Annotated in this window: 28 protein-coding genes; 11 read left to right on the top strand and 17 right to left on the bottom strand. The window is 63.2% G+C overall.

The features are described from left to right. Positions 1-14: 14 nt before the first annotated feature. Positions 15-755, top strand: a complete 741-nt coding sequence (locus tag PVW51_RS18250; RefSeq protein ID WP_274576562.1) for a FadR/GntR family transcriptional regulator — start codon at positions 15-17, stop codon at positions 753-755. Between the two features lie 4 nt (positions 756-759). On the opposite strand, the gene PVW51_RS18245 is transcribed toward PVW51_RS18250, so the two are convergent. Further along, complete coding sequence (locus tag PVW51_RS18245) at positions 760-1761, bottom strand: LCCL domain-containing protein (RefSeq protein ID WP_274576561.1); 1002 nt, start codon at positions 1759-1761, stop codon at positions 760-762. Between the two features lie 79 nt (positions 1762-1840). Next, complete coding sequence (locus tag PVW51_RS18240; protein ID WP_274576560.1) at positions 1841-3253, bottom strand: aminotransferase-like domain-containing protein; 1413 nt, start codon at positions 3251-3253, stop codon at positions 1841-1843. Between the two features lie 99 nt (positions 3254-3352). Between PVW51_RS18240 and PVW51_RS18235 the strand changes: the two genes are divergently transcribed. Continuing rightward, a complete protein-coding gene (locus PVW51_RS18235) occupies positions 3353-3583 on the top strand; it encodes a DUF1127 domain-containing protein (protein WP_269366273.1) in 231 nt (76 codons plus the stop codon). 126 nt (positions 3584-3709) lie between these two features. On the opposite strand, the gene PVW51_RS18230 is transcribed toward PVW51_RS18235, so the two are convergent. Then, positions 3710-4141 (bottom strand): PaaI family thioesterase, encoded by a 432-nt coding sequence (locus PVW51_RS18230; protein ID WP_274576558.1) that lies wholly within the window; start codon positions 4139-4141, stop codon positions 3710-3712. Between the two features lie 56 nt (positions 4142-4197). Between PVW51_RS18230 and PVW51_RS18225 the strand changes: the two genes are divergently transcribed. From PVW51_RS18225 to gluQRS, 5 genes are all read left to right on the top strand, one after another. Further along, the gene (locus PVW51_RS18225; protein ID WP_274576557.1) at positions 4198-4983 is read left to right on the top strand and encodes an enoyl-CoA hydratase; all 786 of its coding nucleotides are present in this window, start codon (positions 4198-4200) and stop codon (positions 4981-4983) included. Between the two features lie 148 nt (positions 4984-5131). Next, positions 5132-6394 (top strand): cytochrome-c peroxidase, encoded by a 1263-nt coding sequence (locus PVW51_RS18220; protein ID WP_274576555.1) that lies wholly within the window; start codon positions 5132-5134, stop codon positions 6392-6394. Between the two features lie 269 nt (positions 6395-6663). Next, positions 6664-8016 carry a methylenetetrahydrofolate--tRNA-(uracil(54)-C(5))-methyltransferase (FADH(2)-oxidizing) TrmFO gene (gene trmFO, locus PVW51_RS18215; protein ID WP_274576553.1) on the top strand — a complete coding sequence of 451 codons (1353 nt, stop codon included), beginning with the start codon at positions 6664-6666 and terminating at the stop codon, positions 8014-8016. Positions 8017-8025: 9 nt separating this feature from the next. Further along, a complete protein-coding gene (locus PVW51_RS18210) occupies positions 8026-8637 on the top strand; it encodes a class I SAM-dependent DNA methyltransferase (protein ID WP_274576552.1) in 612 nt (203 codons plus the stop codon). After that, the gene (gluQRS, locus tag PVW51_RS18205; protein ID WP_274576551.1) at positions 8634-9473 is read left to right on the top strand and encodes a tRNA glutamyl-Q(34) synthetase GluQRS; all 840 of its coding nucleotides are present in this window, start codon (positions 8634-8636) and stop codon (positions 9471-9473) included. The genes PVW51_RS18210 and gluQRS overlap by 4 nt, the downstream gene beginning before the upstream one ends. A gap of 9 nt (positions 9474-9482) precedes the next feature. Here the strand turns inward: gluQRS and PVW51_RS18200 are convergent, their stop codons facing one another. Then, a complete protein-coding gene (locus tag PVW51_RS18200) occupies positions 9483-10256 on the bottom strand; it encodes a hypothetical protein (RefSeq protein ID WP_274576550.1) in 774 nt (257 codons plus the stop codon). Between the two features lie 58 nt (positions 10257-10314). Then, on the bottom strand, positions 10315-10671 hold the full coding sequence (gene hisI / locus PVW51_RS18195; RefSeq protein WP_274576548.1) for a phosphoribosyl-AMP cyclohydrolase: 357 nt from the start codon (positions 10669-10671) through the stop codon (positions 10315-10317). A 74-nt stretch (positions 10672-10745) separates the two neighbouring features. Here hisI and PVW51_RS18190 point away from each other — a divergent pair, with 74 nt between their 5' ends. Together PVW51_RS18190 and PVW51_RS18185 are read left to right on the top strand one after the other, a co-directional pair. After that, on the top strand, positions 10746-11207 hold the full coding sequence (locus tag PVW51_RS18190) for an iron-sulfur cluster assembly scaffold protein (protein WP_274576544.1): 462 nt from the start codon (positions 10746-10748) through the stop codon (positions 11205-11207). A 50-nt stretch (positions 11208-11257) separates the two neighbouring features. Beyond that, the gene (locus PVW51_RS18185) at positions 11258-12655 is read left to right on the top strand and encodes a methyl-accepting chemotaxis protein (protein WP_274576542.1); all 1398 of its coding nucleotides are present in this window, start codon (positions 11258-11260) and stop codon (positions 12653-12655) included. A 229-nt stretch (positions 12656-12884) separates the two neighbouring features. Here the strand turns inward: PVW51_RS18185 and PVW51_RS18180 are convergent, their stop codons facing one another. From PVW51_RS18180 to sciP, 5 genes are all read right to left on the bottom strand, one after another. Further along, positions 12885-13013 (bottom strand): hypothetical protein, encoded by a 129-nt coding sequence (locus PVW51_RS18180; protein WP_269366327.1) that lies wholly within the window; start codon positions 13011-13013, stop codon positions 12885-12887. A 96-nt stretch (positions 13014-13109) separates the two neighbouring features. Then, positions 13110-15200 carry an ATP-dependent DNA helicase RecG gene (gene recG, locus PVW51_RS18175; protein ID WP_274576539.1) on the bottom strand — a complete coding sequence of 697 codons (2091 nt, stop codon included), beginning with the start codon at positions 15198-15200 and terminating at the stop codon, positions 13110-13112. Continuing rightward, a complete protein-coding gene (gene ligA, locus PVW51_RS18170; RefSeq protein ID WP_274576536.1) occupies positions 15197-17311 on the bottom strand; it encodes an NAD-dependent DNA ligase LigA in 2115 nt (704 codons plus the stop codon). Before ligA ends, recG begins: the two co-directional genes overlap by 4 nt. 98 nt (positions 17312-17409) lie before the next feature. Continuing rightward, positions 17410-18117 (bottom strand): response regulator transcription factor CtrA, encoded by a 708-nt coding sequence (ctrA, locus tag PVW51_RS18165; protein WP_269366298.1) that lies wholly within the window; start codon positions 18115-18117, stop codon positions 17410-17412. 96 nt (positions 18118-18213) lie between these two features. Next, positions 18214-18492, bottom strand: coding sequence for a CtrA inhibitor SciP (sciP, locus tag PVW51_RS18160; protein WP_114274495.1), 279 nt, complete (start codon positions 18490-18492; stop codon positions 18214-18216). A 120-nt stretch (positions 18493-18612) separates the two neighbouring features. Between sciP and mnmA the strand changes: the two genes are divergently transcribed. After that, positions 18613-19755, top strand: coding sequence for a tRNA 2-thiouridine(34) synthase MnmA (mnmA, locus tag PVW51_RS18155; RefSeq protein WP_274576530.1), 1143 nt, complete (start codon positions 18613-18615; stop codon positions 19753-19755). A 100-nt stretch (positions 19756-19855) separates the two neighbouring features. On the opposite strand, the gene lpxB is transcribed toward mnmA, so the two are convergent. From lpxB to PVW51_RS18120, 7 genes are all read right to left on the bottom strand, one after another. Next, positions 19856-20944 (bottom strand): lipid-A-disaccharide synthase, encoded by a 1089-nt coding sequence (gene lpxB, locus PVW51_RS18150; protein WP_443288417.1) that lies wholly within the window; start codon positions 20942-20944, stop codon positions 19856-19858. Positions 20945-20997: 53 nt separating this feature from the next. Next, a complete protein-coding gene (locus PVW51_RS18145) occupies positions 20998-21798 on the bottom strand; it encodes an LpxI family protein (RefSeq protein WP_274576524.1) in 801 nt (266 codons plus the stop codon). Beyond that, on the bottom strand, positions 21795-22577 hold the full coding sequence (lpxA, locus tag PVW51_RS18140) for an acyl-ACP--UDP-N-acetylglucosamine O-acyltransferase (protein WP_274576521.1): 783 nt from the start codon (positions 22575-22577) through the stop codon (positions 21795-21797). The genes PVW51_RS18145 and lpxA overlap by 4 nt, the downstream gene beginning before the upstream one ends. After that, positions 22574-23044 carry a 3-hydroxyacyl-ACP dehydratase FabZ gene (fabZ, locus tag PVW51_RS18135; RefSeq protein WP_269366309.1) on the bottom strand — a complete coding sequence of 157 codons (471 nt, stop codon included), beginning with the start codon at positions 23042-23044 and terminating at the stop codon, positions 22574-22576. Before fabZ ends, lpxA begins: the two co-directional genes overlap by 4 nt. Positions 23045-23109: 65 nt before the next feature. Continuing rightward, on the bottom strand, positions 23110-23688 hold the full coding sequence (locus tag PVW51_RS18130; protein ID WP_274576508.1) for an OmpH family outer membrane protein: 579 nt from the start codon (positions 23686-23688) through the stop codon (positions 23110-23112). 4 nt (positions 23689-23692) lie between these two features. After that, a complete protein-coding gene (bamA, locus tag PVW51_RS18125) occupies positions 23693-25942 on the bottom strand; it encodes an outer membrane protein assembly factor BamA (RefSeq protein ID WP_274576505.1) in 2250 nt (749 codons plus the stop codon). 252 nt (positions 25943-26194) lie between these two features. Further along, the gene (locus tag PVW51_RS18120) at positions 26195-26320 is read right to left on the bottom strand and encodes a hypothetical protein (RefSeq protein ID WP_268873838.1); all 126 of its coding nucleotides are present in this window, start codon (positions 26318-26320) and stop codon (positions 26195-26197) included. Positions 26321-26423: 103 nt separating this feature from the next. On the opposite strand from PVW51_RS18120, the gene PVW51_RS18115 reads away from it, so the two are divergent. Next, positions 26424-26816, top strand: a complete 393-nt coding sequence (locus PVW51_RS18115) for a RidA family protein (RefSeq protein WP_274576492.1) — start codon at positions 26424-26426, stop codon at positions 26814-26816. Positions 26817-26907 lie beyond the last annotated feature (91 nt).

Below are 26907 nucleotides of genomic sequence, written 5' to 3'. Positions count from 1 at the left end.
TAATTGTCAGACATATGAAGATAGACCCCTCCAGCCCCGCCGATCTGTCGGTGCAGATTGCCAGCGCGATCCGCGATGCCATCGTCAGCGGGCAGTTGATCGTGGATCAGCGCCTGCCCTCGGAGGCGGAGCTTTGCGCGCAGTTCGAGGTGGGCCGCACCACGGTGCGCGAGGCGCTGAAGCGGCTTGCGGCACAATCGCTGATCCGCACCCAGCGCGGTGCGACGGGGGGCGCCTTCGTGAACCGGATCAGCTTTGAAGAGGCCTATAGCCAGCAGATCACCACTTCCACCCTGCTGCTGTCGATGAATGCCGTGAGTTTCGAGACCGCCTGCGAGGCCCGCTATGCGCTGGAACGGGCCTGCGCGCCCCTGTCGGCGGCGCGGCGCAGTGCCGATCATCTGGCCACGATGCGCGCCGAGATCCACCGGCAGGGCCAGCCCGGCCTGACCGACGAGGCGTTCTGCGCCTCCGATGTGGCCTTTCACCGCGCCCTGGTGGATGGCGCGGGCAACCCGGTGATGTCCTATCAGTTGGCGAGTGCGGTCGAAGCGATGCAGCCGCTGATGAACATGATCACCTTCACCGCGCGGTCGCGCGAAAGGATCATCGCCCTGCATTGCCAGATCGCGGATGCGCTGGACGCGCAAAGCGCCCCGGAGACAGAAGCAGCCCTGTCCGAACTGGAACGCTATACGCTGACCCTGGGCCAGGACGTGATGGCGCAGCGGGCGCAGGCGCGCGCCGCGCCGTGAGCCTTCAGTTCCGGTCGAAGGTGATCGACTGTTCGAAACTGCCCCATTTCGAGGTGGTCACCCCATTGGCCGAGGACCCGGCATAGGCGTCCAGCCCTTTCAGCCGGATCGCTGTCACGCTGCCGCCTGCCGCATCCACAACCCCCGCATGGCGCGCGGCGGTGCAGATGTCGCTGTCAGCCGTGTAGGGCCCGCTGCCCCAGACCGACTTGCTGACCGGCGCGTTTTCGGCGCAGACGCAGACCAGGCTTTCGGCATCGGCGGGCATGGTGCTGCAGGTGCCTTGCATCGCGATCGCACCGCCGGCCACGGCCGCGACCTCGAAACTCTGGCCGTAGGACCCCCAGCGGCTGCTGGTCACGCCGTTCTGGCTGGAGCCTTCATAGGCGTCCTGACCCGGTGCTGCCGTCACCTTGATCTTGCCGCCGGTGGCCGGGATCGCACCGGCATGAACCGCCGCGCGGCAGAGGTCGCTGTCGCCGGTATAGGGGCCGCTGCCCCAGACCGATCCGCCCGCATCGCTGCCTTCGGGGCAGGCACAGGTATAGGGCGCCGCATCGGCGGAAAAGCCGGTGCAGGCCAGAACCGGCTCGTCCGCGGCCGCCGCCTGCCCCGCCACCAGCGCCGGCATCACGTCAAAGCTGGACTGGAACAGGCCCCAGCGCTTGGTGGAGATACCGTTGGCATCCGAGCCTTCATAGGATTTCTGCCCGGGCCGGCCCACGACCGCCAATGCGCCGCCATCCTCGCCGATCACCCCGGCGTGGCGTGCAGCGGTGCAGACATCGGAATGGCCCGAATAGGGGCCGCTGCCCCAGACGAAGCGTTTGAACGTGGTGGCCTTGCAGGTGCAAAGCTGCACTGTGCCATTCTCGATCTCGCGCCCCTTGCCACAGGCGGGGGCGCTGTCAATCTCGGCCTGGGCAAAGACATTGGCCTGCTGGGCAAGCAGCGGTGAAGTGAGCCCCGTGAGGGCGGCGGCAAGGGCGAGAACGATCAATCGCATGGGCAAATTCCTTTTGCTGAATGATCAAAATCTAGCCAGTGGCACCCCTTCTGCCAAGAAATTTCGCGCGAGGCCCGGATCAGACGTTGATCTGCTCGGGCGGATGTTCCAGCAGATCGCGCAGCCGTTCCATTGCCGCCTCGAAGCTGCGCAGCGACACGCCCGCATTGACCGCCATGCGGATCGCATGGGGCGCATTGGCATCGCGGGCGGCAAATTCCTCGGCGGCACGGACCTGGACTCCTACCTTTTCGGCGGCCTGGCAAAACGCGCTGGCGCGCCAGCCCTGCGGCAGGTGCAGCCAGACAAAAGGCACATCGCGCCGCCATTGCAGATCAAAACCGCCCAGGGTGTTCACCGCCACTTTCACATAGCGCTCCACCCCCTCGCGGGAGGCATCCATGATGGCGGGCAGTTCAGGATGGGTCAGCAGTTTGGCCGTCAGGTCGATGATCGGCGTGGCCAGACCAAAGAAACTGTGCTCCGACGTGCGGTGCAGCGCCCCGGCCAGCCCCTTGGGGGGTACAATGCAGCCGATGCGCAGGGCCGGCGTGATGGATTTGGACAGCGAGGTGATGTACCAGCCGCGCTCCGGGGCCATCTGGCGATAGCCTTCGCCCTCCGCCCGGCCCATGCGGTAACAATCGTCCTCAAGGATCTGAAGATCGTATTTGCGCGCCACCGCCACAATGGCCGCGCGCCGGTCCATCGGGGTAAAGCCGCAGGTGGGGCTGTGCACCTCGGGCGAGGTACATAGCAGCTGTGCCTCCGGGTGGCGTTCGGCGGCGGCGGCAAGGGCTTCGGGGACGATCCCATGTGCGTCGATCTCGATCGGCACGACATCGGCGCGCAATGCCTCGGCGGCGCGGCGGAAACCGGGATAGGACAGCGCCTCGACAAAGACGACGGGGCGGCGGCCCTGCAGCACGGTCTGCAGCATCAGCATCACCGCATTCTGGCCGCCAAGGCTCAGCACGATATCGCTTTCCTCCACCGCGCCGATGGGCGTGCCCTGCAACCACTGGACCATCGCCAGCCGCGCGCCAAGCGCGCTGCGCCGCGACGGGTAATGCATCACGCCAGATGGCGGGTCTTCCGCCACTTCGATCAACAGCCTTCGGATCAGCTCCGCCTGCCCGCCATTGGGCAGATGCGGCGAATAGAGGTTGACCTGATACACGTCACCCCCGGTGTTATGCGGCACCGGATCAATTTCGATCAGGTTGAGCGGCCGCCCGACAGTTTTCGGCGCCGCCACGAAGGTGCCGCGCCCGACTTCGGCGCGCAGGGTGCCGTCATCGGTGAGGATGCTGTACGCCCGCGCCACGGTGCCGGGGGTGATGCCCAGCTTCCAGGCCAGATCCCGCACCGGCGGCAGCTTGTCGTCGACCTGCAATGCCTTTGTCGCGATGCGGTCACGGATCATTGTTACAACCGCTTTGTACTTGGGCCCCGTCCCGGCAAGCCCCTCGGATGACCAAATTGTATCCATTACAATGTTTCCCTAGCGTCTTTGTACGGCCTTTTGTATCAATTTATTGTAGCAGTCCGCTATATTGTGTCAATACAATTATTCGAGAAGGAGATTCCCATGACACAGGCAAGACCGACGACACCCGACGCGCTGAGCATCCTGGCGCAACCTGGCACGCCGATTGTGGCTGAGCTGGCGGTTGCCTTCGCGGTCTGCGTGACGAAATGGGCCACCCGCCGCCGCACACGACTCGCCCTCTCAAGGCTTGAGCCATGGCAGCTGAGCGACGTGGGACTGACACCCGAGCAGGCCGATACCGAGGCGTCTCGCGTGTTCTGGCGGGTCTGACTTCCCTGTGGGATCTGCCAGACCTCTTCACTGGGCCGGAGCAATCCGGCCCATTTTTCGTTTCAGGATAAACAGGTAGCCGCTGTCTCGCTCAGACTGCGTGAGATATGCGGTTGCGAATGCAGATCAGACCGCCATCTTGCGGGGCGGGATGGCATAGGTCAGCGATGCCCGCGCCACCGGCGCATCCAGACCCACGGAATACAGCATCACATCGGTGACCGACAATTGCTTGCCCAGCTTCAGCAAGCGCGCCCGGGCAACCAGCTCGACGCCCGCCTGCGGCTTGCGCATGAAATCAATGGAACAATTTGTCGTCACCGCCAGGGCCTGCGGGCCGATCATCGCCAGCGTGACCAGATAGGCCGCGACATCCGCCAGCGCGAACATGGCGGGGCCGGAAATTGTACCTCCGGGCCGCAGGTGGCGGTCCTGGGTCAGCAGGCGCATGGTGATCTCGCCCTCGCCCACGTCGTCGATGGCGAAATCATCGGCAACCTGCGCGAAGACCTCCTTCATGAAGCTGGTCAATTGCTCTGCGGTCATGACGGCGGGCATACTTGTCCTCTCCTGCTGTGCGGGGCAAGGTGTCTTGATTGATCCGGGAGGGCAAGATGGCAATTGTAGAGACCCAGCGTCACGGCGCGGTGATGCAGCTGACGATGAACGCGCCGGAACGGCTGAATGCGCTGTCCGACGAAATGCTGGCAGCGCTGATGGAAGCGCTGGATACCTGCGCATCGGACCCCGAAACGCGGGTGATCACCCTGGCCGGCATGGGCAAGGCGTTCTGCGCCGGCCATGACCTGCGCCAGATGACCGCCATGCGCCAGGCCGGGGATGGCGGGGCCGCCGGTTTCAGGGATCTTTTCGAGCGGTGCAGCAAGATGATGGCGCGCATCCAGTCGATGCCGCAGCCGGTGATCGCGCAGGTCCACGGGATTGCCACCGCCGCCGGGTGCCAGCTGGTCGCCACCTGCGATTTGGCCGTCGCCGCCGAAGGCACGCGCTTTGGCGTCAACGGCGTGAACATCGGGCTGTTCTGCTCCACCCCCATGGTGGCGCTGAGCCGCAATATCCCGCGCAAACAGGCCTTCGAGATGCTGACCACGGGCGATTTCATCGACGCCAGTCGTGCCCGCGCGCTTGGGCTGGTCAACCGCGTGGTTCCGCCCGAACAGCTGGCCGATGAAACCGCCGCCCTGGCCAATCAGATCGCCGGAAAGCTCGGCGCTGCCGTCAGGATCGGCAAGGAGGCGTTCTATGCCCAGTTGCAGATGCCTGTGGCCGAGGCCTATGCCTATACCGGTGAGGTCATGGTGCAGAACATGCTGCGCGATGATACTGCCGAAGGGATTGATGCCTTTCTCGGCAAACGTGACCCGAAGTGGGATCAGTGACACTTTTGCCTGTTTCTGGCCTTGATTTCTGCAGCTTTGGCTGGAAATCACCGCGGGTTTTGGGCAAATTGGCCCAAAAGCTTCAGGGGGGAACAGGGTGCGCGGTGCGCTGACGGCAGTATTTATCGGCTTTCTGGCTCAGACAGCGATGGCAGATCCCCTGCCCGCGCCGGTCACCGATGCGGATTTTCCCAGCTTTCCGATGGAACAGATCCTGCTGGGCCGTGATCTGTTCTTTGACCCGATCCTGTCGGGCAACCGCAATATTGCCTGTGCGACCTGCCACCATCCGACGCTGGGCACATCGGACGGCATGTCGCTCTCCATCGGCGAGGGCGGGCTTGGACTGGGCAGCCGTCGCATCGCGAGCGAGGACAACCGCCCGCATGCGCGCATCCCGCGCAATGCGCCTGCCCTGTTCAACATCGGTGCGCGGGAATTCACCGTGATGTTCCACGATGGCCGGGTGGAGCGCAGCGAGAGCGCCATGTTCGGCATCCGCATGCCCGAAGGGCGGACGCTGGAAAAACCCATGCCCTCCGCGCTGGCCGCCCAGGCGATGCTGCCGATCCTCTCGGCGGATGAAATGTCGGGCCAGGCAGGCGAAAACGACGTGGCCAGCGCCGTTGACGCGGGCCGCATCCATGGCAGCGACGGGGCATGGGCAATCCTGGCCGCACGCATCGCGGCGATCCCCGCATATCGCGACCGCTTTGCCGCCCAGGGGGTGCAGGACCTGCACATCACCGATATTGCCCAGGCGCTGGCCGCCTTCATCACCACTGAATTCCGCGCCACCGACAGCCCCTTTGACCGCTACCTGCGCGACGGCACGCCATTGTTGCCCGCTCAGGCTGCCGGAATGGCGCTTTTTTATGGCAAGGCGCGCTGCAGCACCTGCCACAGTGGTCCCTTCCAGACCGATCACGGGTTTCACGCCATCGGCATGCCCCAGTTCGGACCGGGCAAGAACACCGACAGCGCCTATGCCCGATATGCTGACCTGGGGCGCGGCAAGGTCACCGGCGTGCCGGCGGATTTCTACCGCTTTCGCACGCCTTCGCTGCGCAATGTCGCGCTGACCGCCCCTTACGGTCACAACGGCGCCTATGCCCGGCTGGAAGACATCCTGCGCCATCACATGGATGCGCTGGCGGGGCTGACCGGCTATGACCGCAGCGCGGCGCTGTTGCCGGGCGGTGCACAGCAGGAAGATTTTACCGCCCTGGACGACACCGAGGAAATGATCCGAATCGCGGCCGCCATCGAGATCCGGGATGTTGCCCTTACCGGCGGAGAAATTGCGGAGCTGTTGAGCTTTCTCGATGCGCTGACAGACGCGCGCGCGGCCCAAGGTGCCCTGGGCGCCCCCGGCGCGGTGCCCTCCGGCCTGCCGATGGACAGCCAGTAAGCCTGTTCCGCCTCCGGAGACTGTTTCCGAAATGAAGCCGGATTGTTGACGGATTTTCTGCTTTCAAATCTGGCGAATTTGGGGCATAAATCTGACAGCACCTGAGGGTGCACAGATATTTGGGTCGCCGCCGGCGGAAGGTCCCTCCAGGTCAGCCTCTCACTGACCGGCCATTCCCGCAGCGGCGACCCCAAATCATCGCAATTCCCCCAACACATCCCATGCTGCTAGCGGTTGCCTGTCGCGCCGCCCTGCCCTACATCGCTGTCATGACACAGACACTTCATATCGTGGGCGGCGGCATGGCCGGGTCCGAAGCCGCCTGGCAGGCTGCAAACGCAGGCATCGACGTGGTCCTGCACGAGATGCGGCCCGAGGTCGGCACATTCGCGCATCAGACGGGCCTTCTGGGCGAGATGGTCTGCTCGAACTCCTTCCGCTCGGATGACGATGAACAGAATGCGGTGGGCCTGCTGCACTGGGAAATGCGCGCCGCGGGCGGGCTGATCATGGCCTGCGCCGACCGCAACAAACTGCCCGCAGGCGGCGCCCTGGCGGTGGACCGGGACCCCTTTGCCCAATCGGTGACAGATGCGTTGATGGCGCATCCGCGTGTAACGGTGGAATATGGCGAAATCACCGAACTGCCGAGTGAGGGCCATTGGATCATCGCGACCGGGCCGCTGACCTCCGGCAAGCTGGCCGAGGCCATCGCGGCGCGCACCGGGGCCGAGGCGCTGGCGTTTTTCGACGCCATTGCGCCCATCGTCTATTTCGACAGCATCGACATGTCCAAGGCCTGGATGCAATCGCGCTATGACAAGGGCGAGACCGAAGAGGAACGCACCGCCTACCTCAACTGCCCGATGGACAAGGCGCAATATGACGCCTTCATCGACGCGCTGCTTGCGGCCGACAAGACCGAGTTCCGCGAGGGCGAGACGGCAGGCTATTTCGACGGCTGCCTGCCCATCGAAGTGATGGCCGAACGCGGCCGCGAAACCCTGCGCCACGGCCCGATGAAACCCGTGGGCCTGACCAACCCGCACCAGCCCGAGGTCAAGGCGCATGCGGTGGTGCAGCTGCGCCGCGACAACAAGCTGGGCACGCTCTATAACATCGTGGGATTCCAGACCAAGATGAAGTATGGCGCGCAAGCCGATGTTTTCAAAACAATTCCTGGGCTGGAAAACGCCAGTTTCGCGCGGCTGGGCGGGATTCACCGCAATTCCTTCATCAACTCTCCCACCTTGCTGGACGATCAGATGCGCCTGCGCAGCCAGCCCAACATCCGCTTTGCCGGGCAGATCACCGGGGTCGAAGGATATGTGGAAAGCGCCGCGATGGGTCTGCTGGCCGGGCGCATGGCCACGGCAGAGATTCTGGGCACCGATATCGCCCCGCCCCCCGACACGACGGCAATGGGCGCGCTGGTCACCCATATCACCGGCGGCGCCGAGGCCAAGACCTTCCAGCCGATGAATGTGAACTTCGGCCTCTTCCCCCCGGTCGAGGGGCTGCGCGGCGGCAGGCGGGGCCGCAAGGACCGCTACAAAGCCTATACCGACCGCGCCAAGGCGGACTGGCAAAGCTGGCTGGACAGGATCGCAGTCCCGGCCTAACCTGATTGCATGACAGGATTTCTCGACAAAGCTTACGGGACCAAGGATCCGGCTGCGACGCGCCGGCTCTATGACGATTGGGCCGCGAGCTATGAGGACGAGATTGCCGAAAACGGCTATGCCACACCGGGCCGCTGCGCCGCGGCGCTGGCCCGGTTCGCCAGCGACAAGAGCGCGCCGATCCTGGATTTCGGCTGTGGCACCGGCCTCTCCGGCCTTGCGCTGAAGCTGGCCGGGTTCAGCGTGATCGACGGCATGGATCTCTCTCCCGAAATGCTGGGCGAAGCGCGCAAGAAGGACATTTACCGCGCGCTTTCTGTCGTCGCGGACACGGGCGCGCCGGTCATTCCGAAAGGTCAGTACAGCGCCATTGCCGCCATGGGCGTGATTGGCAGTGGCGCGGCACCGGTTCACATGCTGGACAACCTGATGCATGCGCTGCCACGGGATGGAAAATGCGTTTTCTCCCTTAATGACAATGCGTTGCGGGACCCGGCTTATGAAGCGCGGGTGATGGAATGGACCGATTGCGGCGCGGCGCGGCTGCTGTTTCGCGAACACGGCGACCACCTGCCCGGAATCGGCATGAAGTCCAACGTATATGTACTTGAAAAAGCGTGACTTTCAGAACCCGCTTTGCACCATCTCCGACCGGCCCGCTGCATCTGGGCCATGCCTATTCCGCGATTCTGGCGCATGACATGGCGCGTGCGGCCGGTGGCGAATTCCTGCTGCGCATGGAAAACACCGACCGCGAGCGCAGCAAGGCAAAGTGGGAGGCGCTGATCCTTGAGGATCTGGCCTGGCTTGGCCTGAGCTGGTCCGAACCGGTGCTGCGGCAATCGGACAATCTGGACAGCTATGAGGCACCGCTTGCCCGCCTGCGGGAGATGGGCCTGCTCTACCCCTGCAATTGTTCGCGCAAGGACATCCGCGCCGCCACCGCCGCGCCGCAGGAAGGAGCCTTTCCCGATCTGTACCCCGGCACCTGCAAACACCGCGATGTGAGCAGCTGGCAGCCCGGTGACGCGCTGCGCCTGCATATGGACCGGGCCCTGGCGCGTTTTGGCGGCAATCTTCCCGGATTTACCGAAACCGGCGAGAAAAACGCCGGTTTTCACCGGATCGAGGCGGCAACCGCCCTGTCGCGGATCGGCGATGTGGTGCTGTACCGCAAGGATGACGCGGTCATCGCCTATTTCCTCGCCTCGGCGCTGGATGACGTGGCACAGCAGATCACCCATGTTGTCCGGGGTGAAGACCTGTTTGATTTCACCGCGATCCAGGTCTTGCTGCTGGCGCTGCTGGGCCTGCCGGTGCCGGTCTATCACCACCACTTGCTGATCCGCGACGAAAGCGGCCGGCGCCTGGCCAAACGCGACGATGCCAGGGCCATTTCCCTGTTCCGGGCCGATGGGGCGACGCCGAAAGATATTCGTGAAAAAGTAGGCCTTTAGAGGCCAAAGTTAACCCGGAAGGCTGCGCCAAGGCTTGGGCATGATCACCCAGCGGCCATTCAGGTAAATCAGCCCGTCAAACGCCAGGCCCAGGGTGTCGCCACGGGTCACGAACTTGAACCGCACGATCGGGACATCAACCTTGAAATACTGCAGCACATCCTTGTAGCCGCCGGGAAATTCATTCAGCACCGGGCGTTTCTCTGCCAGGGCGCGGGTCGTGGCGTAGACGACGATGAGGTCGTTGTGATCCGGCTTTGGCCCAAAGGCGGTTCCGGGGCCGATCTGGCTGCTCAGATCCCGCCAGAGCGCCGAGCCCAGCGGATCGGCATAGACCGTGCGCACCTCCGCCTCTGTCGGCAGCAGCGCCTGGGTCAGCGCGAGGTAATCCGCACCCGGCGCATAATACTGCATCAACAGCGCCCGCGCCTCTGCCTCGCTCCCCGGTGCCGGGGCGGCGGAGGCGGCGGGTGACGCGGCGGCGGGTTTGCTGTTGGCGGCAACGATATCAAGCAGGCTGGCCCCTGCATTGGCCTGACAAACCTTTGCGATATTGCCCAACAGAACCGCGTTGTTCCGGGTCTCCACCGGGCGGATGTTGTCGGCGGTGGCCGCGAGATAGCCAAAGGTCCAGGCCGCGATCATCACCTGTTCGGCCGGAGTGGCATTGCCCAGCAGCGTGGCGCAATCCGCACGCGGATCAAACCCTTCGGCCTGCGCGGCCCCCATCAGCCCGGCCATCAGGCCAAGCACCGCACCGGTTCCGGCAATCTTGCACAACATGACATTCCCCCAGATGACTGAAGTTCAGGCTACAACAGCTTGGCGGATGTGGCAAAACTCAAAGTGGGGTGGAAAGCTCGATTGTCTCGCCGTCCCTGACCGCGCGGTAGAAACAACTGCGCCGCCCGGTGTGACAGGCGGGCCCGGTCTGTCGGACCAGCACCAGCAGGCAATCGGCGTCACAATCGAAACGAAAATCCACCAGCTCCTGCACATGGCCGCTGGTGTCGCCCTTGACCCAGAATTCCTGCCGCGACCGGCTCCAATAGGTGACCCGCCCGGTATCAAGCGTCTTGCGGATGCTGTCGGCGTTCATCCAGGCCATCATCAGCACCTCGCCACTCTCGGCTTCCTGTGCGATTGCGGGGATCAGACCGGCATCGTTGAAGACCATTTGATCGGGACTAAAGGACATGGGGACCTCACGTAAAATTTTTTGCATCTTCGGCTCGGGCGTTTATGTAGGGATTGAGCGGCAAAGGGAACAGCATGTCGGACGAAACGGACCTGATCAAACTCTACTCCGCGCGGATACTGGCACTGGCGTCGGAGATCCCGCACCTTGGCCGGCTCGATGCGCCGGACATGACGGTCAAGCGCCGTTCGCCGCTCTGCGGCTCTACCGTGACGGTGGATGTCGTGATGAAGGACGGCCGGGTGGCCGAATTCGGACAGGATGTGAAGGCCTGCGCACTGGGACAGGCCGCCGCCGCCGTGACCGGGGCCGCCGCCATCGGGGCGACACCCGCGCAACTGATCACGGCGCGCAACCAGCTGCGCGCGATGCTGAAGGACGCAGGCCCGGTGCCCGATGCCCCCTTTGACGGTTTCGAAGTCCTGACACCGGCCACCGGTTACAAGAACCGCCATGCCTCCATCCTGCTGGCGATCGAAGCGCTGTCAGAGGCTGCGGAAACTGCCGATGCCAGCGCGAAAATTAACGGATTATAAGTCAATTTCTGCAAACTCAGGGACAGGATAATCACTGGCCGGAGAACGAAATGACAGCGCATATGCGCCTCGATGCTGATACGCAGATGGATGCATTGGCAGTCGCTGCGGCCGCTCTGGGCTACGAAATTGTCGATATTTCCGGGTTTCTCGACCTGGTTGCGGAACACGGCGCATCCCAGAAGAACGCCCTGCGCGCACTTGACGAGAATACCGACGAAATGGCCGCCGCCAACAGCGACGCGACCCGGCTGGTCGAAGGGTTGAGCGAAACGTCAAACCGCGCGCTTGAAACGGTCAAATCCTCGGCGACGCTGATGCGCGATGTGGGCACCAAGACACGCAGCGTCGCAGGCTGGGTCGAAGAGGTCCATGCAAGGTCCGGCGGCGTGTCGAGCACCCTTGCGGCGGTAAAGGCCAACAACAGCCAGATCGCGACCATCGCAACCCAGGTCAATACGCTGGCCATCAATGCCAAGATCGAAGCGGCGCGCGCGGGTGACGCCGGGCGCGGATTTGCGGTGGTGGCCGAAGCGATCAACGACCTTTCGCAAAAGACCAGCCTGGCGGCAAAGCAGATTTCAGACAATATCGAAACCCTGACGGACTGGATTGCCAAGCTCGGCAAGGAGGCCGAAACCGTCGCCAGCGATGCCCGCGAGGTGCTGGAACGCTCGGCAGAGACCGATTCTGCACTCAGCCAGATGGAAGAAACCATCGCCAGGGAACATGGGCAAAGCATGCAGATTGCGGCGAATACCAAACGCGCGAAAGACGCGGTCGAGAATCTGCGCCCCGCGGTTGCCGATATCAGCGAGACCGTGCAGGAGACCTCTGTCGGGATCGAAGAGACCAAGAAACGGATGCACAATCTGGTCGAGGCCTCGGAAAAGATCGTGCAGATCTCAGCGGCGCTTGGAGGCGCCTCTGTCGATGCGCCCTTTATCGCCTATGTCACGCAGACCGCCAACGAAATCTCAGAGGCGCTGAATAAAGCGGTGGCAGAGGGCAGCATTGGTCTGGATCAGCTCTTTGACCGCGCCTATCAGCCCGTTCAGGGGAGCAACCCGCCCCAGGTGGTGACCCGCGCCACCAGATTCCTGGATGGCGTTCTGCCCGCCTTTCAGGAACCGGCGCTGAGGTTTGACCCCAAGGTCGTGTTCTGCGCGGCGGTCGATGTGAACGGCTATCTGCCAACCCACAACAAGAAATTCTCGCGTCCACAGGGCGATGACGTGGTCTGGAACACCGCCAATTGCCGCAACCGCCGGATGTTCGACGACAGGGTCGGGTTGAAAGCCGGGCGGAACACGGAACCCTTCCTGCTGCAGGTCTATCGCCGTGACATGGGCGGTGGTGAATTTGCCCTGATGAAAGACCTCTCTGCCCCGCTCTGGGTTGGGGGGCGCCACTGGGGCGGCCTGCGCCTGGCCTATCGCTATGACTGAGGCCTTGCGTGACATCCGGACGTGACCCGTGAAGCCCGGAAACACCATATCGCAAAAAAAAGCGCCGCACATCCAAAGGGATGGCGGCGCAGGATCGCGTTACTCACGTGGGACCCGGTGGCGTTCGACGGGGCGGCAAACCCCTGGGCTGAATAGGACAGGCAGAGCCCCCAGCCGCATCAATTGGGACGGATGCGTCGAACGACCGGCGCGAGAGCGCAGGCAGAAATCAAACAAATGACGGCAGGTGCAATCCGACAACCAGCATGACAACCAATGCTGCCGCACCAACGGCATCCTGCAGCAACGTATCCTGGGACCGTGTCGCGATGGTTTTGAGTGTCTTGAGCATTGTCATCGGAGCCTCCGCATCTGTTGCTCCTTTGTTCTCATTTTATGAACAGGCTGTAAAGAACTTTTTAAGAACATTTGCGAACAAAATGGCGTTGCGACGCTAACCTACTGAAATCAAACGAATGGCCTCATCCTGCCGCATCAGCCACAGAAGAACACGCGCGGCCTTGCCCCTGTCGCTTTCCAACGTGGCATCATCCGCCAGCAATTTGCGCGCATCCGACTGCGCCACAGCCATCAGTCCGGCCTGCCGTTCCAGATCCGCCACACGGAAACGCGGCACCCCGGATTGTGCCGTGCCGATCAGATCGCCGGTGCCGCGCATTTTCAGATCGGTTTCCGCGATGACAAAACCATCCTCCGTCTCGCGCAGCACCTCAAGCCGCCTGCGCCCGGTCTCGCTGAGCGGGTGCTGGAACATCAGCAGGCAGGTCGATGCGCCCTGCCCGCGCCCGACGCGGCCGCGCAGCTGGTGCAATTGCGCCAGCCCGAAGGTTTCCGCCCGTTCGACCACCATGATGGTGGCATTGGGCACATCCACCCCCACCTCGATCACCGTGGTGGCCACCAGCACCTGGGTTTCCCCCTGCTGAAAGGCGCGCATTGCCGCGTCTTTTTCCGCCGGGGGCATCTGGCCATGCACCAGCCCCACGACGCCTTCGCCCAGGGCCGCGCGCAGGCGTTTGAACCGCTCCTCCGCCGCGATCAGGTCGCTGACCTCGCTTTCCTCGACCAGCGGGCACACCCAATAACACTGACGGCCCTCGGCAATCGCCGCGCGCAGGCGGTTCACCACCTCGTCGATCCGGTCAGTGCTGACCAGCGCCGTCTTGATGGGCTGGCGACCGGGCGGTTTCTCATCCAGCACGGAGACATCCATGTCGCCGTATTGGGCCAGTGCCAGCGACCGCGGGATCGGCGTTGCCGTCATCACCAGCACATCGGCCTGCCGCCCCTTTTGCCCCAGTTCCAGCCGCTGGCGCACGCCGAAGCGATGCTGTTCATCCACCACCGCCAGGCGCAGATCGGCAAAGGTCACATCGGCCTGAAACACCGCATGGGTGCCAACCAGCACCTGAATGGCACCGCTGGCAAGTGCGGCCAGCTTGGCCTGCCGCTCCGCGCCCTTGTCCCGGCCGGTGAGAATTTCAAGCACCACGCCGGCCTCTTCGGCCAAGGGCTGCAAACCCTGCAGATGCTGCCGGGCCAGGATCTCCGTCGGGGCCATCAGCACACCCTGGCCACCCGCTTCGACCGCGCCCAGCAGGGCGAGGAAGGCGACCAGCGTCTTGCCCGCGCCCACATCGCCCTGCAACAGGCGGTTCATCCGCTGCGGGCTGGCCATGTCGGCGGCAATCTGGGCCACCGCGCGGGTCTGCGCGCCGGTGGGCGCAAAGGGCAGCGAGGCCAGAACGCGCGCCTGCAGATGGCCGTCGCCGATGGTCTCCCGGCCCTTCTTGCGGCGCTCCCTCTGCCGCGCCAGGGCCAGGGTGATCTGATGGGCAAAAAGCTCGTCATAGGCCAGGCGCGCCCGCGCCGGAGCGGTCAGGGCCAGATCGCCCAGGGTCTGCGGCGCATGTGCCGCCGCAACCGCCGCCTTGAAATCGGGCCAGCCCTCGCGCGCCTTCTGGCCGGGGTCGATCCATTCGGCCAGATCGGGGGTGCGGGCCAATGTGGCGCGGGTCGCCTTGAACATCAGCTTCTGGGTGATGCCACCGGTCAGCGGATAGACAGGCTCGAAAGCCGGGATATCGCCCGCCTCCTCTTCCGGCACGGCGAAATCGGGATGGACCATCTGGGGGATCCCGTCAAAAAGCTCCACCCGGCCCGATACGATGCGCCGCGCGCCCGGAGGCAATTGCCGGATCCAGTAATCGCCCCGCGCATGGAAAAACACGAGCTGAAAGCTGGTTTCCGCATCCTCCACATGAATGCGGTAGGCGCCGCCCTTGGTCCGGGCCGCATGATGGGCCCCCACCGTCACCGCCACGGTCAGCACGGCGGGCAGATGCGCATCCTTGACCGTGCTGCGCAGGCTGCGGTCGATGCCGGAATAGGGCAGCGTGAACAGCAGGTCCCGCGGTGCGGTCACATCCAGCTGCCCAAGGGTCTGCGCGGTCTTGGGGCCCACGCCCTCCAGCGTCTCAAGCCCCGCAAAGAGCGGGAACAGCGTTTCGGGTCTGCCCTTCATGAAGCGCCGATCAGGGCCAGCCAGCCATCCTCATCCAGGGTTTCGATCCCAAGTTCCGCCGCCTTTTTCGCCTTGGACCCGGCGCCGGGACCGGCAACAAGGATATCGGTCCTGGCGCTGACCGACCCGGCCACCTTGGCACCCAGCCGTTCGGCGCGTGCCTTGGCCTCGGCCCGGGTCATCTTTTCAAGGCTGCCGGTAAAGACCACGGTCTTGCCCGCCACCGGGCTGCCCGAGGTGTCGGCGCGTTTGGCCTCGGCCACGGTCAGATGGGCCACCAATCGGTCGATGGAGGCGCGCTCGCGCTCCTGCGCGAAGGTGTTGACCAGCGATCCGGCCATGACCGCCCCGACACCGTCGATGCCGATCAGGTCTTCCCATGCCGGGCCGGACTGGTCTGCGGCGGCGTCCATCGCGGCCTCAAGATCATCCCAGGACCCGTAGTGCAGCGCGATCAGGTTCGATGCCGACTCGCCCACATGGCGGATGCCCAGCGAGAACAGCAAACGGGAGAAGGCGATATTGCGTTTGTCTTCAATTGCCTGGAACAGGTTCGTGGCTGATTTTTCACCCCAGCCCTCGCGGTTCTTGAGCTGCTGGACGCCGGAGCCATAGCGGTCCCGCAGGGTAAAGATATCGGCGGGTTCGGCGATCCAGCCATCGGTATAGAATTGTTCGACCTGTTTCGCGCCCAGCCCCTCGATGTCGAATGCCGCGCGGGAGACGAAATGCTTCAGTTTCTCCACCGCCTGTGCCGGGCAGATCAGGCCGCCGGAGCAGCGCCGCACCGCGTCGCCCGGCTCGCGCACCGCGTCAGAGCCGCATTCGGGGCAGGTTTGCGGAAAGACATAAGCGGCGCTGTCCCCGGGGCGTTTGGACAGGTCCACATCGGCCACCTTGGGGATCACATCACCGGCGCGATAGACCTGCACCCAGTCACCGACGCGAATGTCCTTGCCACCGCGGATTTCCGCGCCCTTGCTGTCAAAACCCTTGATGTAATCCTCATTGTGCAACGTCGCGTTGGAGACAACGACGCCGCCCACGGTCACCGGATGCAGCCGCGCCACCGGTGACAGGGCGCCGGTGCGCCCGACCTGAATGTCGATCCCCTCCAGCCGGGTCCAGGCCAGTTCCGCGGGAAATTTGTGGGCGGTGGCCCAGCGGGGGGTGGTGGAGCGGAAGCCCAGCCGCTCCTGCAAGGCCAGGTCGTCCACCTTGTAGACCACGCCGTCGATGTCATAGCCCAGCGTGGCGCGCTGCAGCTCGATCTTTGCGTAATGGTCCAGCATCTCCTGCGGCCCGTCGCAGAGCACGGTCAGCGGGTTGGTCGAGAACCCCAGTTCGCTCAACCGCTGGATCGCCCCCATCTGGGTGTCGGCAAGCGGGGCGCTGAGCGCGCCCCAGGCATAGGCAAAGAAGCGCAGCGGGCGTGATTTGGTGATGCTGGCGTCCAACTGCCGCAGCGATCCGGCGGCGGCGTTGCGCGGGTTGGCAAAGGATTTGGCGCCTGCTGCCACCTGCCGTTCATTGAGCGCCTCGAAATCTTCGTGGCTCATATAGACTTCTCCGCGCACCTCCAGCAGGTCGGGGGCGCCGTCGATCCGGGCGGGAATATCGTCGATGGTGCGGGCATTGGCGGTGACGTTTTCGCCCACCGCGCCGTCGCCGCGCGTGGCCGCCTGCACCAGCGCCCCCTTTTCATAGCGAAGCGAGAGGGAAAGCCCGTCAATCTTTGGCTCGGCGGTGTAGCGCAGCGGTGCCTTGTCCCCCAGCCCGAGGTATTTCCTGATCCTGCCGTCGAATTCGGCCACATCTTCGGCCTCAAAGGCATTCGAAAGCGACAGCATCGCCACCGCATGGGTGACTTTGGAAAAACCATCTGCCGGGGCGGCCCCCACCTGTTCCGACGGGCTGTCATCCCGTTTCAGATGTGGAAAACGCGCCTCGATCTCTGCGTTGCGCCGCTTGAGCCTGTCGTATTCCGCGTCGGAAAGCTCCGGTGCATCGGCCCCGTGGTACGCGGTATTTGCATCCGCAAGGGCCCGGGCCAGCTCCGCAAGCGCCGCACGCGCCTGATCCTCTGTCAGAGTCTCGATTTCAGATGTCAAAAGACCTGCCCCCCGAACGTCACCTTATCCCGCTTTAGATAAGTTGCCCGGATTGGCAGGTCTAGGGCCTGTGGACATTCATTTTCAGCCCGCAGCGTTCAGCCGGTGGCGGCCAGGTTGACCTCTGACGGTTCGGGATCGCGCAGGACATAGCCCCTGCCCCAGACCGTTTCGATATAGTTCTGTCCACCTGTCGCAGCGCTCAGCTTCTTGCGCAGTTTGCAGATGAACACGTCAATGATCTTCAGCTCCGGCTCATCCATGCCGCCATAGAGATGGTTCAGGAACATCTCCTTGGTCAGGGTGGTCCCCTTGCGCAGGGACAAGAGTTCGAACATCTGATATTCCTTGCCGGTCAGATGCACCGCCTGATTGTTCACGCTGACCGTCTTGGCATCCAGGTTCACCGCAATCTGGCCGGTTTCGATGATGGATTGTGAATGCCCCTTTGACCGGCGGATGATCGCATGAATGCGCGCCACCAGTTCCTCGCGGTGAAACGGCTTGGTCAGATAGTCATCCGCGCCGAAACCAAAGCCCTTGATCTTGTTTTCCGTATCGTCGGAGCCGGAAAGGATCAGGATCGGCGTCTCGATCCGGCTGACCCGCAACTGGCGCAGCACATCATGGCCGTTCATGTCCGGCAGATCGAGGTCCAGCAGGATCAGATCGTAGTCATAGAGCTTGGCAAGATCGATGCCCTCTTCGCCGAGGTCGGTCGCATAGACATTCAGATTGGCATGGGTCAGCATCAGTTCGATGCTGCGAGAGGTCGTTGGGTCGTCTTCTACAAGCAGTACACGCATTACATTCTCCGACTCTCTGAACTGGTACTTACGAAATATCGTGAACAAAAAAGGTTAACTACCCGTTACCATATGTAGCAGCGCAGAACCAGCAACTTAAAGTTGTCTATACTTTTGCAGCGCAGTTGTCTTCAGCGCCGCCTCCCCATGCTCGGTCACGGCGCGCAGCCATTCGATGAACTCCTCCTCGCTCAGCTGGTAGCGTTCCAGCGCCTCCTCCTGCGTGATCAGCCCATAAACAACGCCCCGCACCACCGCCGCCTTGCGCGATGCCACCCAGCGCCGGGTGGAGGACGCGGGCAGATCGGCCCGCGACAGGACCGTCCCATCGGCCAGGGTCACCGAACGCGGTCCATGGACTTTCTTGAGGTACATCAGATCATTCCGTCGTTGCACCTCGCCAATCTGCCGTTCCGGCCTTAACGCGGAATGAAGCCCCCCCTTGTGAGTAGGTCGCATTTTCCTATATTCGCAAGGAAACCCCCGGAGAATACAATGCCCCTTGACCAGACACCGCCCCTGAACTCGCTTGGCTTTGCCAAGGCCCCCGCCGACACGCGGGTGGTCGTGGCGATGTCGGGCGGCGTCGACAGCTCCGTGGTGGCCGCCATGCTGGCCGAAGAAGGCTACGACGTGGTCGGCGTGACGCTTCAGCTCTACGATCACGGCGCGGCACTGGCCAAGAAGGGCGCCTGCTGTGCCGGGATCGACATCCACGATGCCCGGCGTGTGGCCGAGGACATGGGATTTCCCCATTACGTGCTGGACTATGAAAACGTCTTCAAGGACGCGGTGATCGACGAATTCGCCGACAGCTACCTGGGCGGGGCCACGCCGGTGCCCTGCATCCGCTGCAACGAACGGGTGAAATTCAAGGATCTGCTGGAAACCGCGAAGGATCTTGAGGCCGATTGCATGGCCACCGGTCACTATATCCAGCGCAAGATGGGCGCGAAGGGCCCGGAACTGCACGCCGCCGCCGACGCCAGCCGCGATCAAAGCTATTTCCTGTTCTCGACCACCCCGGAACAGCTGGACTATCTGCGCTTTCCGCTGGGCCATCTGCCCAGCAAGGACGACACCCGCGCGCTGGCGGCCAAATACGGGCTCAGCGTTGCGATGAAACCCGACAGCCAGGACATCTGCTTTGTCCCCAACGGCGATTACGCCAGCGTGATCCGGAAGCTGCGGCCCGAAGCCGCCAATCCCGGCGATATCGTGGATACGGAAGGCAATGTGCTGGCCCGCCACGATGGCGTGATCAATTATACCATCGGCCAGCGCCGCGGCCTTGGCATCGGCGGGCTGGCCGATCCGCTTTACGTGGTCAAGCTGGACGCAGAGCGCAAGGAAGTCGTGGTGGGGCCCAAGGCGATGCTGGCCACCCGCACCGTGCCCCTGCGCGAAATCAACTGGCTGGGCGATGCGCCCCTGACCTCGCGCACCGAATGGCCGATCGCGGTGCGCGTCCGCTCGACCCGCCCGCCGCGCGACGCCATCCTGCGCCCGTTGTCCGACACAACAGCAGAAGTCGAACTGCTGACCCCGGAGGAAGGCGTGTCACCGGGACAGGCCTGCGTGTTCTACGACCCCGACAGCAGCCGCATCTTTGGCGGCGGCTGGATTCACAAGGGCTGACCGCCTCTTTTCTTTTTGGCAAAATATATCCCGAGGAGTTTGAGGAGCAGCGCTCCTCATTCATTCATGAATCGAATCGCGCGTCAGCGCGGCCTTTGGATCACATCGCCTCCAGCACCGCCCTCGCTGCCCTTAAACCCGGTGCCTCGCCGCCCTTGCCCAGACGCTCCATGGTGAGCGCCATCGCGGCCTGCTGCGCCTGCGGATTGGCCAGCACCGCCTGCAGGCCTTCGGCAATCCCCTCCGCCGTGCAATCGGGGCCGAGGTATTCGGGCACCACACGGGTGTCGCTGACCAGATTGACCAGCGTCACCGTGTCGATCAGCGCAATCGCCTTGACGATGCGGAAGGTCAGCCAGTTCACCCGGTATCCGATCACCATCGGTGTGCCCGCTGCCGCCAGCTCCAGCGATACGGTGCCCGAGGCCGCCAGCGCCGCATCGGCTGCCCGGAAGGCCGCGCGCTTGCGTGCCCTGGCATCCCCACCATCGCGCGGGTCCAGCACCAGCGGGTCACCGGGCCAATCCGCCACTGCCGCGCGCACCTCGTCAGCAACTGACACCGCGGCGGGCACGACCACGCGCATCTGCGGACGACGCGCCAGCAGCAGCCCCAGGGCATCGCCGAACACCGGGCCAAGGCGCGCCACCTCTGCCTTGCGCGAGCCCGGCAGAACCAGGAGGAAAGGCGCGTCACCGATGCCACTTTCGGCACGAAAGGCGCTGACCTCCTCATCCGTCGCAACGGGATCGGTAACCACCGGATGGCCCACGAAATCACAGGCCATGCCTGCGGCCTGCATCAGCGGCGGCTCGAAGGGCAGCAGCGCCAGCACATGGTCGATGTATTTCGCCATATGGGCCGCCCGGCCGGGCCGCCATGCCCAGACCGAGGGGGCCACGTAATGCACCGTCCGGATGTTGCTTTGCGCCTTCACCAGTTTCGCGACGCGCAGGGAAAAATCGGGGCTGTCGATGGTGATCATCACATCGGGCTGCATCTGCAACACTGCGTCAGCGGTCTGACGGATCCGCGCCTTGAGCGACCGGTACCTGGGCAGGATTTCCGCCAGCCCCATGATGCTGAGCTCGGCCATGTCAAAGCGGCTTTGCAGGCCTTCGGCGGTCATGTCAGGCCCGCCGATCCCTTCAAAAGTCACATCCGGGCGCAACGCCTTCAATCCGGCCATCAAGGCACCGCCCAGCTTGTCGCCCGAAGGTTCACCGGCAAGAATAAAGACTTTCACCCCTCGCCCCCACGCCGGGACCACAGGACAAGGCCGAATTCATCGGCCAGGCGCACGCATTCCTCACGGTCCAGCACGATCACATCGCCCGCATCGACAATCACCCCGGCCAGACCGGCGGCATGGGCGGCGTACAATGTCTCGGGGCCGATGGTGGGCATGTCGATCTCGCGGATCTGACCGGTCTTGGGCCCCTTGCAGAGAATTGCGTTCATCTCCCGGGCGCGGGGTGGCAGGGTTTCCAGCAGATGCGCCGTGCCGCCCATGGCCTCGACCCCCAGAACCTGTTCCCCCCCGATCACACAGGCCTGACCGATGTCGAGCGGGGCCAGACCCGCCAGCACCGCCTCGCCGCGCGCGGCATCGCGGCGCATCTGCGCATCGGGCCAGGCGTCGGACAAGACCCCCGGGAGGGCCACCAGATCGGGCACCAGCATATCGGCGCCCAGAACCTCGAACCCGGTCTGTTCGAAGATCTCCTTGATCACCTGCAGGGCCCCATTGTCCCCGGCGGCAAGCGCCTTGTGGAACATCGGGACAAGCGGCCTGGTTTCATCGTCCAGCGCCGTCGGATCAAGCGCGGGCCGGTCCACGCCACCGCAGAAACAGACCTGCGTCACCCCCCGCTGGCCAAGCTCGATCAGCAACGAGCCCAGCGTTTCCAGGCGGAAGGTCAGATCCACCGCAAGAGTGTCCGGCGGCGTGCCTTCCAGCGCGCAGATCAGCGGTGCGCGATCCTGCGCCGCCACAACCTGCGCCGGCAGCCTGCCGCGCCCTGCAATCAGCGCCAGTGTCATTTCGGGGTCAGGAAATGGCGGTCGGTCTCGGCGGTGATGAACGCGACGATCCGGCGCACGTAATCGCTGTCGGTCTCTTCGCCCAGCCGCACGGCACGGTCCTGAAAGGTGCCTTCGCCCTGTGCCAGCATCTGATAGGCCGCCCGGAGCGCGGTGATATCGGCACGCGACACGCCCTTGCGTTTCAGACCGATCAGGTTCAGCCCCTCCAATTCGCCCTTGGGGGCCTGCACAAGGCCATAGGGGATCACGTCATTGGTGATCTTGGTCATCGCGCCGATGATGGCACCACGGCCCAGCCGGACCCATTGATGCACACCGGAGAGACCACCGAGGATCACGTCATCCTCGACCACGCAATGCCCGGCAAGGCCCGAGTTGTTCACCATCACCACACGGTCGCCGACGATGCAATCATGGGCCACGTGACAGCCTGCCATGAACAATCCGTCATCGCCGACCCGCGTGATGCCGCCGCCGGCATCGGTCCCGCAATTCATCGTTACATGTTCTCGGATGCGGTTACGCTCTCCGATCACAAGGGCTGTCTTTTCGCCGCGGAACTTCAGATCCTGGGGGATCTCGCCGATCACCGCAAAGGGAAAGATCACGGTGCCAGCCCCGACCACGGTATTGCCGGTGACCACCACATGGCTTTTCAGGATCACATCCGCCTTCAGCACAACCTCCGGCCCGACCACGCAGAACGGGCCGATCTGCACCGAAGCGTCGATCTGCGCGCCGTCCTCGATGATGGCAGAGGGGTGAATGTTGCTCATGATGCCTCTTTCGAAAGATCGACCATCGCCATGAATTCCGCCTCGGCGGCCATTTCGCCGTCGACCGTCGCAACCCCGCTGAAACGCCAGATCTTGCCACCCGCCTTGCCGCGCAGGGTCTTGAGGTCCATCCGCAGCACGTCGCCCGGGACCACTTTGCGGCGGAATTTGCATTTGTCGATGGACATGAAATAGATCAGCATGTCGCGGTCCACGATATCCAGCGCCACGCCCAGCATGACACCGGCGGTCTGCGCCATCGCCTCCACGATGGTGACACCGGGCATGATCGGCGTGCCGGGGAAATGCCCCTGGAAATGCGGTTCGTTCATCGTCACGTTCTTGTAGCCGACAGCGGACGCGGTTCCGTCGATCTCTTTTACCTTGTCCACCAGCAGAAACGGATAGCGGTGCGGCAGGATACGCTGGATCATCTGGATGTCAGCGCTTTGTTTTTCTTGGTTCATTATATGTCCTTCGCGTCACGTACCGTACAGGGCTAGCAATTCTGTGGCACTGGGGCAATATCGGTTCAGCGGTCTTCCGCACCGGCGCCGTCACCCAATGTTTCATTCAGCAGCGCAATCGCCTCTTCGGTGATCTCGATCACGGTGGCGCTGGCAAAGACCGACCGCCGCTCAAGGATCACGGCAGCGCCGGCCTCGCGCATCAGTTGCTCGAACACCGGTGCCGCGGCCTGCTGGAACTTGCCTCTTTCAACGTCAAGCTGGGCGCTCAACTCGCGGAACTTGGCATCCTGCGCGCTCCGTGTCTCTTGCACCTTGGCGTCAAACGCATCCGCGAGGACCCGGAAGGCCTCCGGTGTCATCTGTGCACGCTTTTCGGTCAGCGCGCGTTCCTCGGTTTCAAGCCGGGCTTCGATCTCGCGGTTTTCACTTTCCAGCGCCGAGAGCTTTTCGCGCTCTTCCGCCGCAACCCTCTTGCCGAAATCGCTTTGCTGGAAAACCCGCTCGGAATCGATGGTCAGCACCGGGCTGACGACCGATCCCCTTTCGGGCGCAGCCGCCGGACCCGCCGTCGACTGGGCAGCCAGCGGTGCGGCGCAAAGCAGCGCCAGCACCAGTGCCATATGTTGGGCCAAGCGCCCCATCGGATCAGAATTCCGTGCGGAGCGTGAATTCGAAGCTTTGTTCCTTGTCGAAGACTTCTTTCTTCAGCGCCTTGGAGAAGTTGAACTGCAACGGACCAACAGGCGTTTCCCAGAACAGCGAGAAACCAACCACATGCCGGAAGGATCCGCTTTCCCCGACCACGGTGCCGCCGTTGTAATTGACATCGCTCAGATCCCAAAGATTGCCGACGTCATAGAACACACCGCCGGAAATCCCGTATTCCTCGGGCAGGCCCAGGGGGAACTCCACATCAAACCGTGCCGCCAGATACAGGTTGCCCCCCAGCGGATCGTTTGCAGTACCACCGATATCGCGCGGACCGATGCCGCCCGATTCAAAGCCGCGCATGATCGAGGGCGACAGCAGGAAACGGTCTGTCACGCGGTTGTTGCCGCTGCGCCAGGCCAATGCACCACCTTCAAGCGAAGCGCGCAGGGTGATGTCTTCGTTGAAGATGCGTCTTTCGCCCACCACCTTCGCAGTTGTCTTGATGAACTTGTTGTCACCGCCCAGCCCGGCGAAATCCTGGCCGAACTCCAGCAGTACGCCCGATGTCGGGTCCAGCCCGGAAAGGCGCGTGTCATAGCTGAAGGTATAGCCCAGCGAGGACGAGAACAGCGCGCCCGCCGCGATGTCATCAGCAATGGTCAACCCATGCACCGGCACTTCGCGTTGCAGCATTTCAAGCTCTTCGGCGGTGTAGCGCACCTGCAGCTTGCTGTTTTCCGACAGCGGGAAAGTCAGCTTCGGCTGCAGCAGAAGGCGGTTGGTGTCATAGGAGGTGAAGGAAGAATCGGTTTCCGCATAGTCCAGCGTCAGGCCAAAGGACAGGTCACGGCCCAGCAGCCTGGGTTCGACAAAAGTGACGCCGTAGCGGGTCGCATCCTCGGCCGTCGAGACCGTCAGCGACAGCCGCTGCCCGCGCCCGAGAAAGTTCTGCTCGGCGAAGCTGATGGCGAAGCCGATACCGTCGCTGCTGGAGAACGAGCCGCCGAAGTTGAGAGAGCCTGTCGGCTTCTCTTCGACGTCCACATCCACGACAACCTGTTCACCGCTGCTGCCCTCGCGGGCGTTGACCTCAGCCTTTTCGAAATATCCCAGGGCGCGGATGCGTTCCGCGGCCTGCCGGATTTCGCGGGGGTTGAAAGGGTCGCCTTCCACACTGTCGAACTCGCGCCGGATGACACGGTCAAGCGTCGTGGTATTGCCTTCGATGTCAATCCGCTCGACAAAAACGCGCGGGCCCCTGCTGATCACATAGGTGACATTCAGCGTCAGGTCGCGATCGTTGCGGTCGATGCGCGGCTCAACCCGCATGAAGTCCACGCCGTCACGGATCGCCTGCCGTTCGATACGGGCGATATCGTTCTCGACCAGGGTCGGGGAATAGACCACACCCGGCCGGATCTTGATGATATTGCGGTATTTCGCGGCATCCACGCCGTTCATCTCTGAAACGACATTGATCTCACCAAAGCGGAATTGCTGGCCTTCGGTGATGTTGTAGGACACGAAATAGCCGTCGCGTTCCTGGGTAAGCTCGCCGTTCACCGCCGTGGTGCGCATGTCGACATAGCCGCGCGACAGGTAGAAATCGCGCAAAAGCTGTTTGTCGACTTCGACCCGGCTTTCGACAAAGGTGTCACGCTTGATCAGGCGGCGGAGCAGGCCTGCCTGCTTGGTGCCAAGGACCTGGCGCAGGCGGCGGTCGGAATATTTGCGGTTGCCGACAAAGCTCAGCCGTTCGATCTCGACGTTGTCGCCTTCGAAGATTTCGAACACGAGGTCGACGCGGTTCTGGTCGCGGCGGATGATGCGCGGCTGGACCCTTGCGGAAATCCGGCCCTCGTTGCTATAGGCTTCGGCAATGGCGGCGGCATCCGCTTCGGCCTGTGTCGGGTTGAAGACACGGCGTTCCTGGGATTGGACAATCTGGGTCAGGACCTCGTCCTTGATCCGCCGGTTGCCCTCAAAGCTGACGCGGTTCAGCGTTGGCAGTTCCGTCACCGTGATGACCAATGTGCCGCCCCGCGGTTCAATCGCCACGGTTTCGAACAACCCGGAGTTCTGCAGGGCCTGGTAGGCATCGTTCAACTGGCCACCGCTGACCGGCTGACCACGTCTGATTCCGGCCCGGGCGATGATGGCGCTGTCACCGATCCGTTCGTTGCCGTTGATCACGACAGAATCGAAACGGTATTCCTGTGCGGTCAATTCCGCGGCTGGCGCCATCCAAGCTGCTGACAAAAGGGCATAAACCGATGCCCCGCGCAAAAACGCACCTACACGCCCTGCCCCTGTCCGCTTGCCAGGACCACCGCCCCTCGTCCTCAGTCTCATGGTTCAAACCCAATTTTGCGACATCATTGGAAACCTGAGTACGTAGATTATCCGCCTTTGTCAAAAGCACAGCGCCAAAAAATGCACCACATCATGCAGTGCATTTCAAAGTTGTAACATCATTCAGTGGTGGGATGGCCGAGATCAGAGAGACCCGACGTAGGCACCGGCCGCAAGAGCGAGCACAATTGTGCTGACATAAAGCGCGCGGTCCCAGTTAAGATCCATCAAAAGGCTCAGGCCGCGATAGGAACGTTGAATGGCTTGCATGGGGCATTCCTTTGATTGCCCGATACACTTAACAGATGAATATGACCCGATTTGGGCGAATTACGGCTTTTTCGGGGCATTCGAAAACCGCAAAGGAAAGCCCGTGACAAAACATGCGTTGATACCACCTCAGGTCCAGGCCGCCGCCGAGGCGCTGCAGATGTCACCCGGCATTGTCTCCGGCAACCTGATCTTTCTCACCGGCACCACCGGATCGGGCCCCGATGGCCAAATGCCCGCCTCTGCCGAGGCGCAGTTTCGCGCGGCATTCGAAAAGATCGGCTTTGTTCTGGGCCATGCCGGGGTCGATCTGAATGCCGTGGTGGAGATGACCAGCTATCACGTCGGCCTGCGCGACCACTTCGACCTCTTCGACAAGGTCCGGCGCGAGATCTTTGCCGCGCCCTACCCGGCCTGGACCGCTGTGGAGGTGGCAGGCATCCGGCGTCCCGGCGCGGTTGTGGAAATCAGGATCATCGCGTCGCTGGAGGGCTGAGCACCTCTAGGTCGTGTTGACATTCATTGTCGCCCACCCGTTTCAGTCCAAAATTGCTCAGTTCCAGGCAAGAGAGCGCAGGAATAGCCAG

Origin of the sequence: Sulfitobacter sp. PR48, assembly GCF_028807335.1 — a bacterium.
In the GTDB taxonomy this organism is placed as follows: Bacteria; Pseudomonadota; Alphaproteobacteria; order Rhodobacterales; family Rhodobacteraceae; genus Sulfitobacter.
The sequence above is the reverse complement of the archived record's forward strand: the minus strand, read 5'-3'. Positions and strand labels throughout refer to the sequence as shown.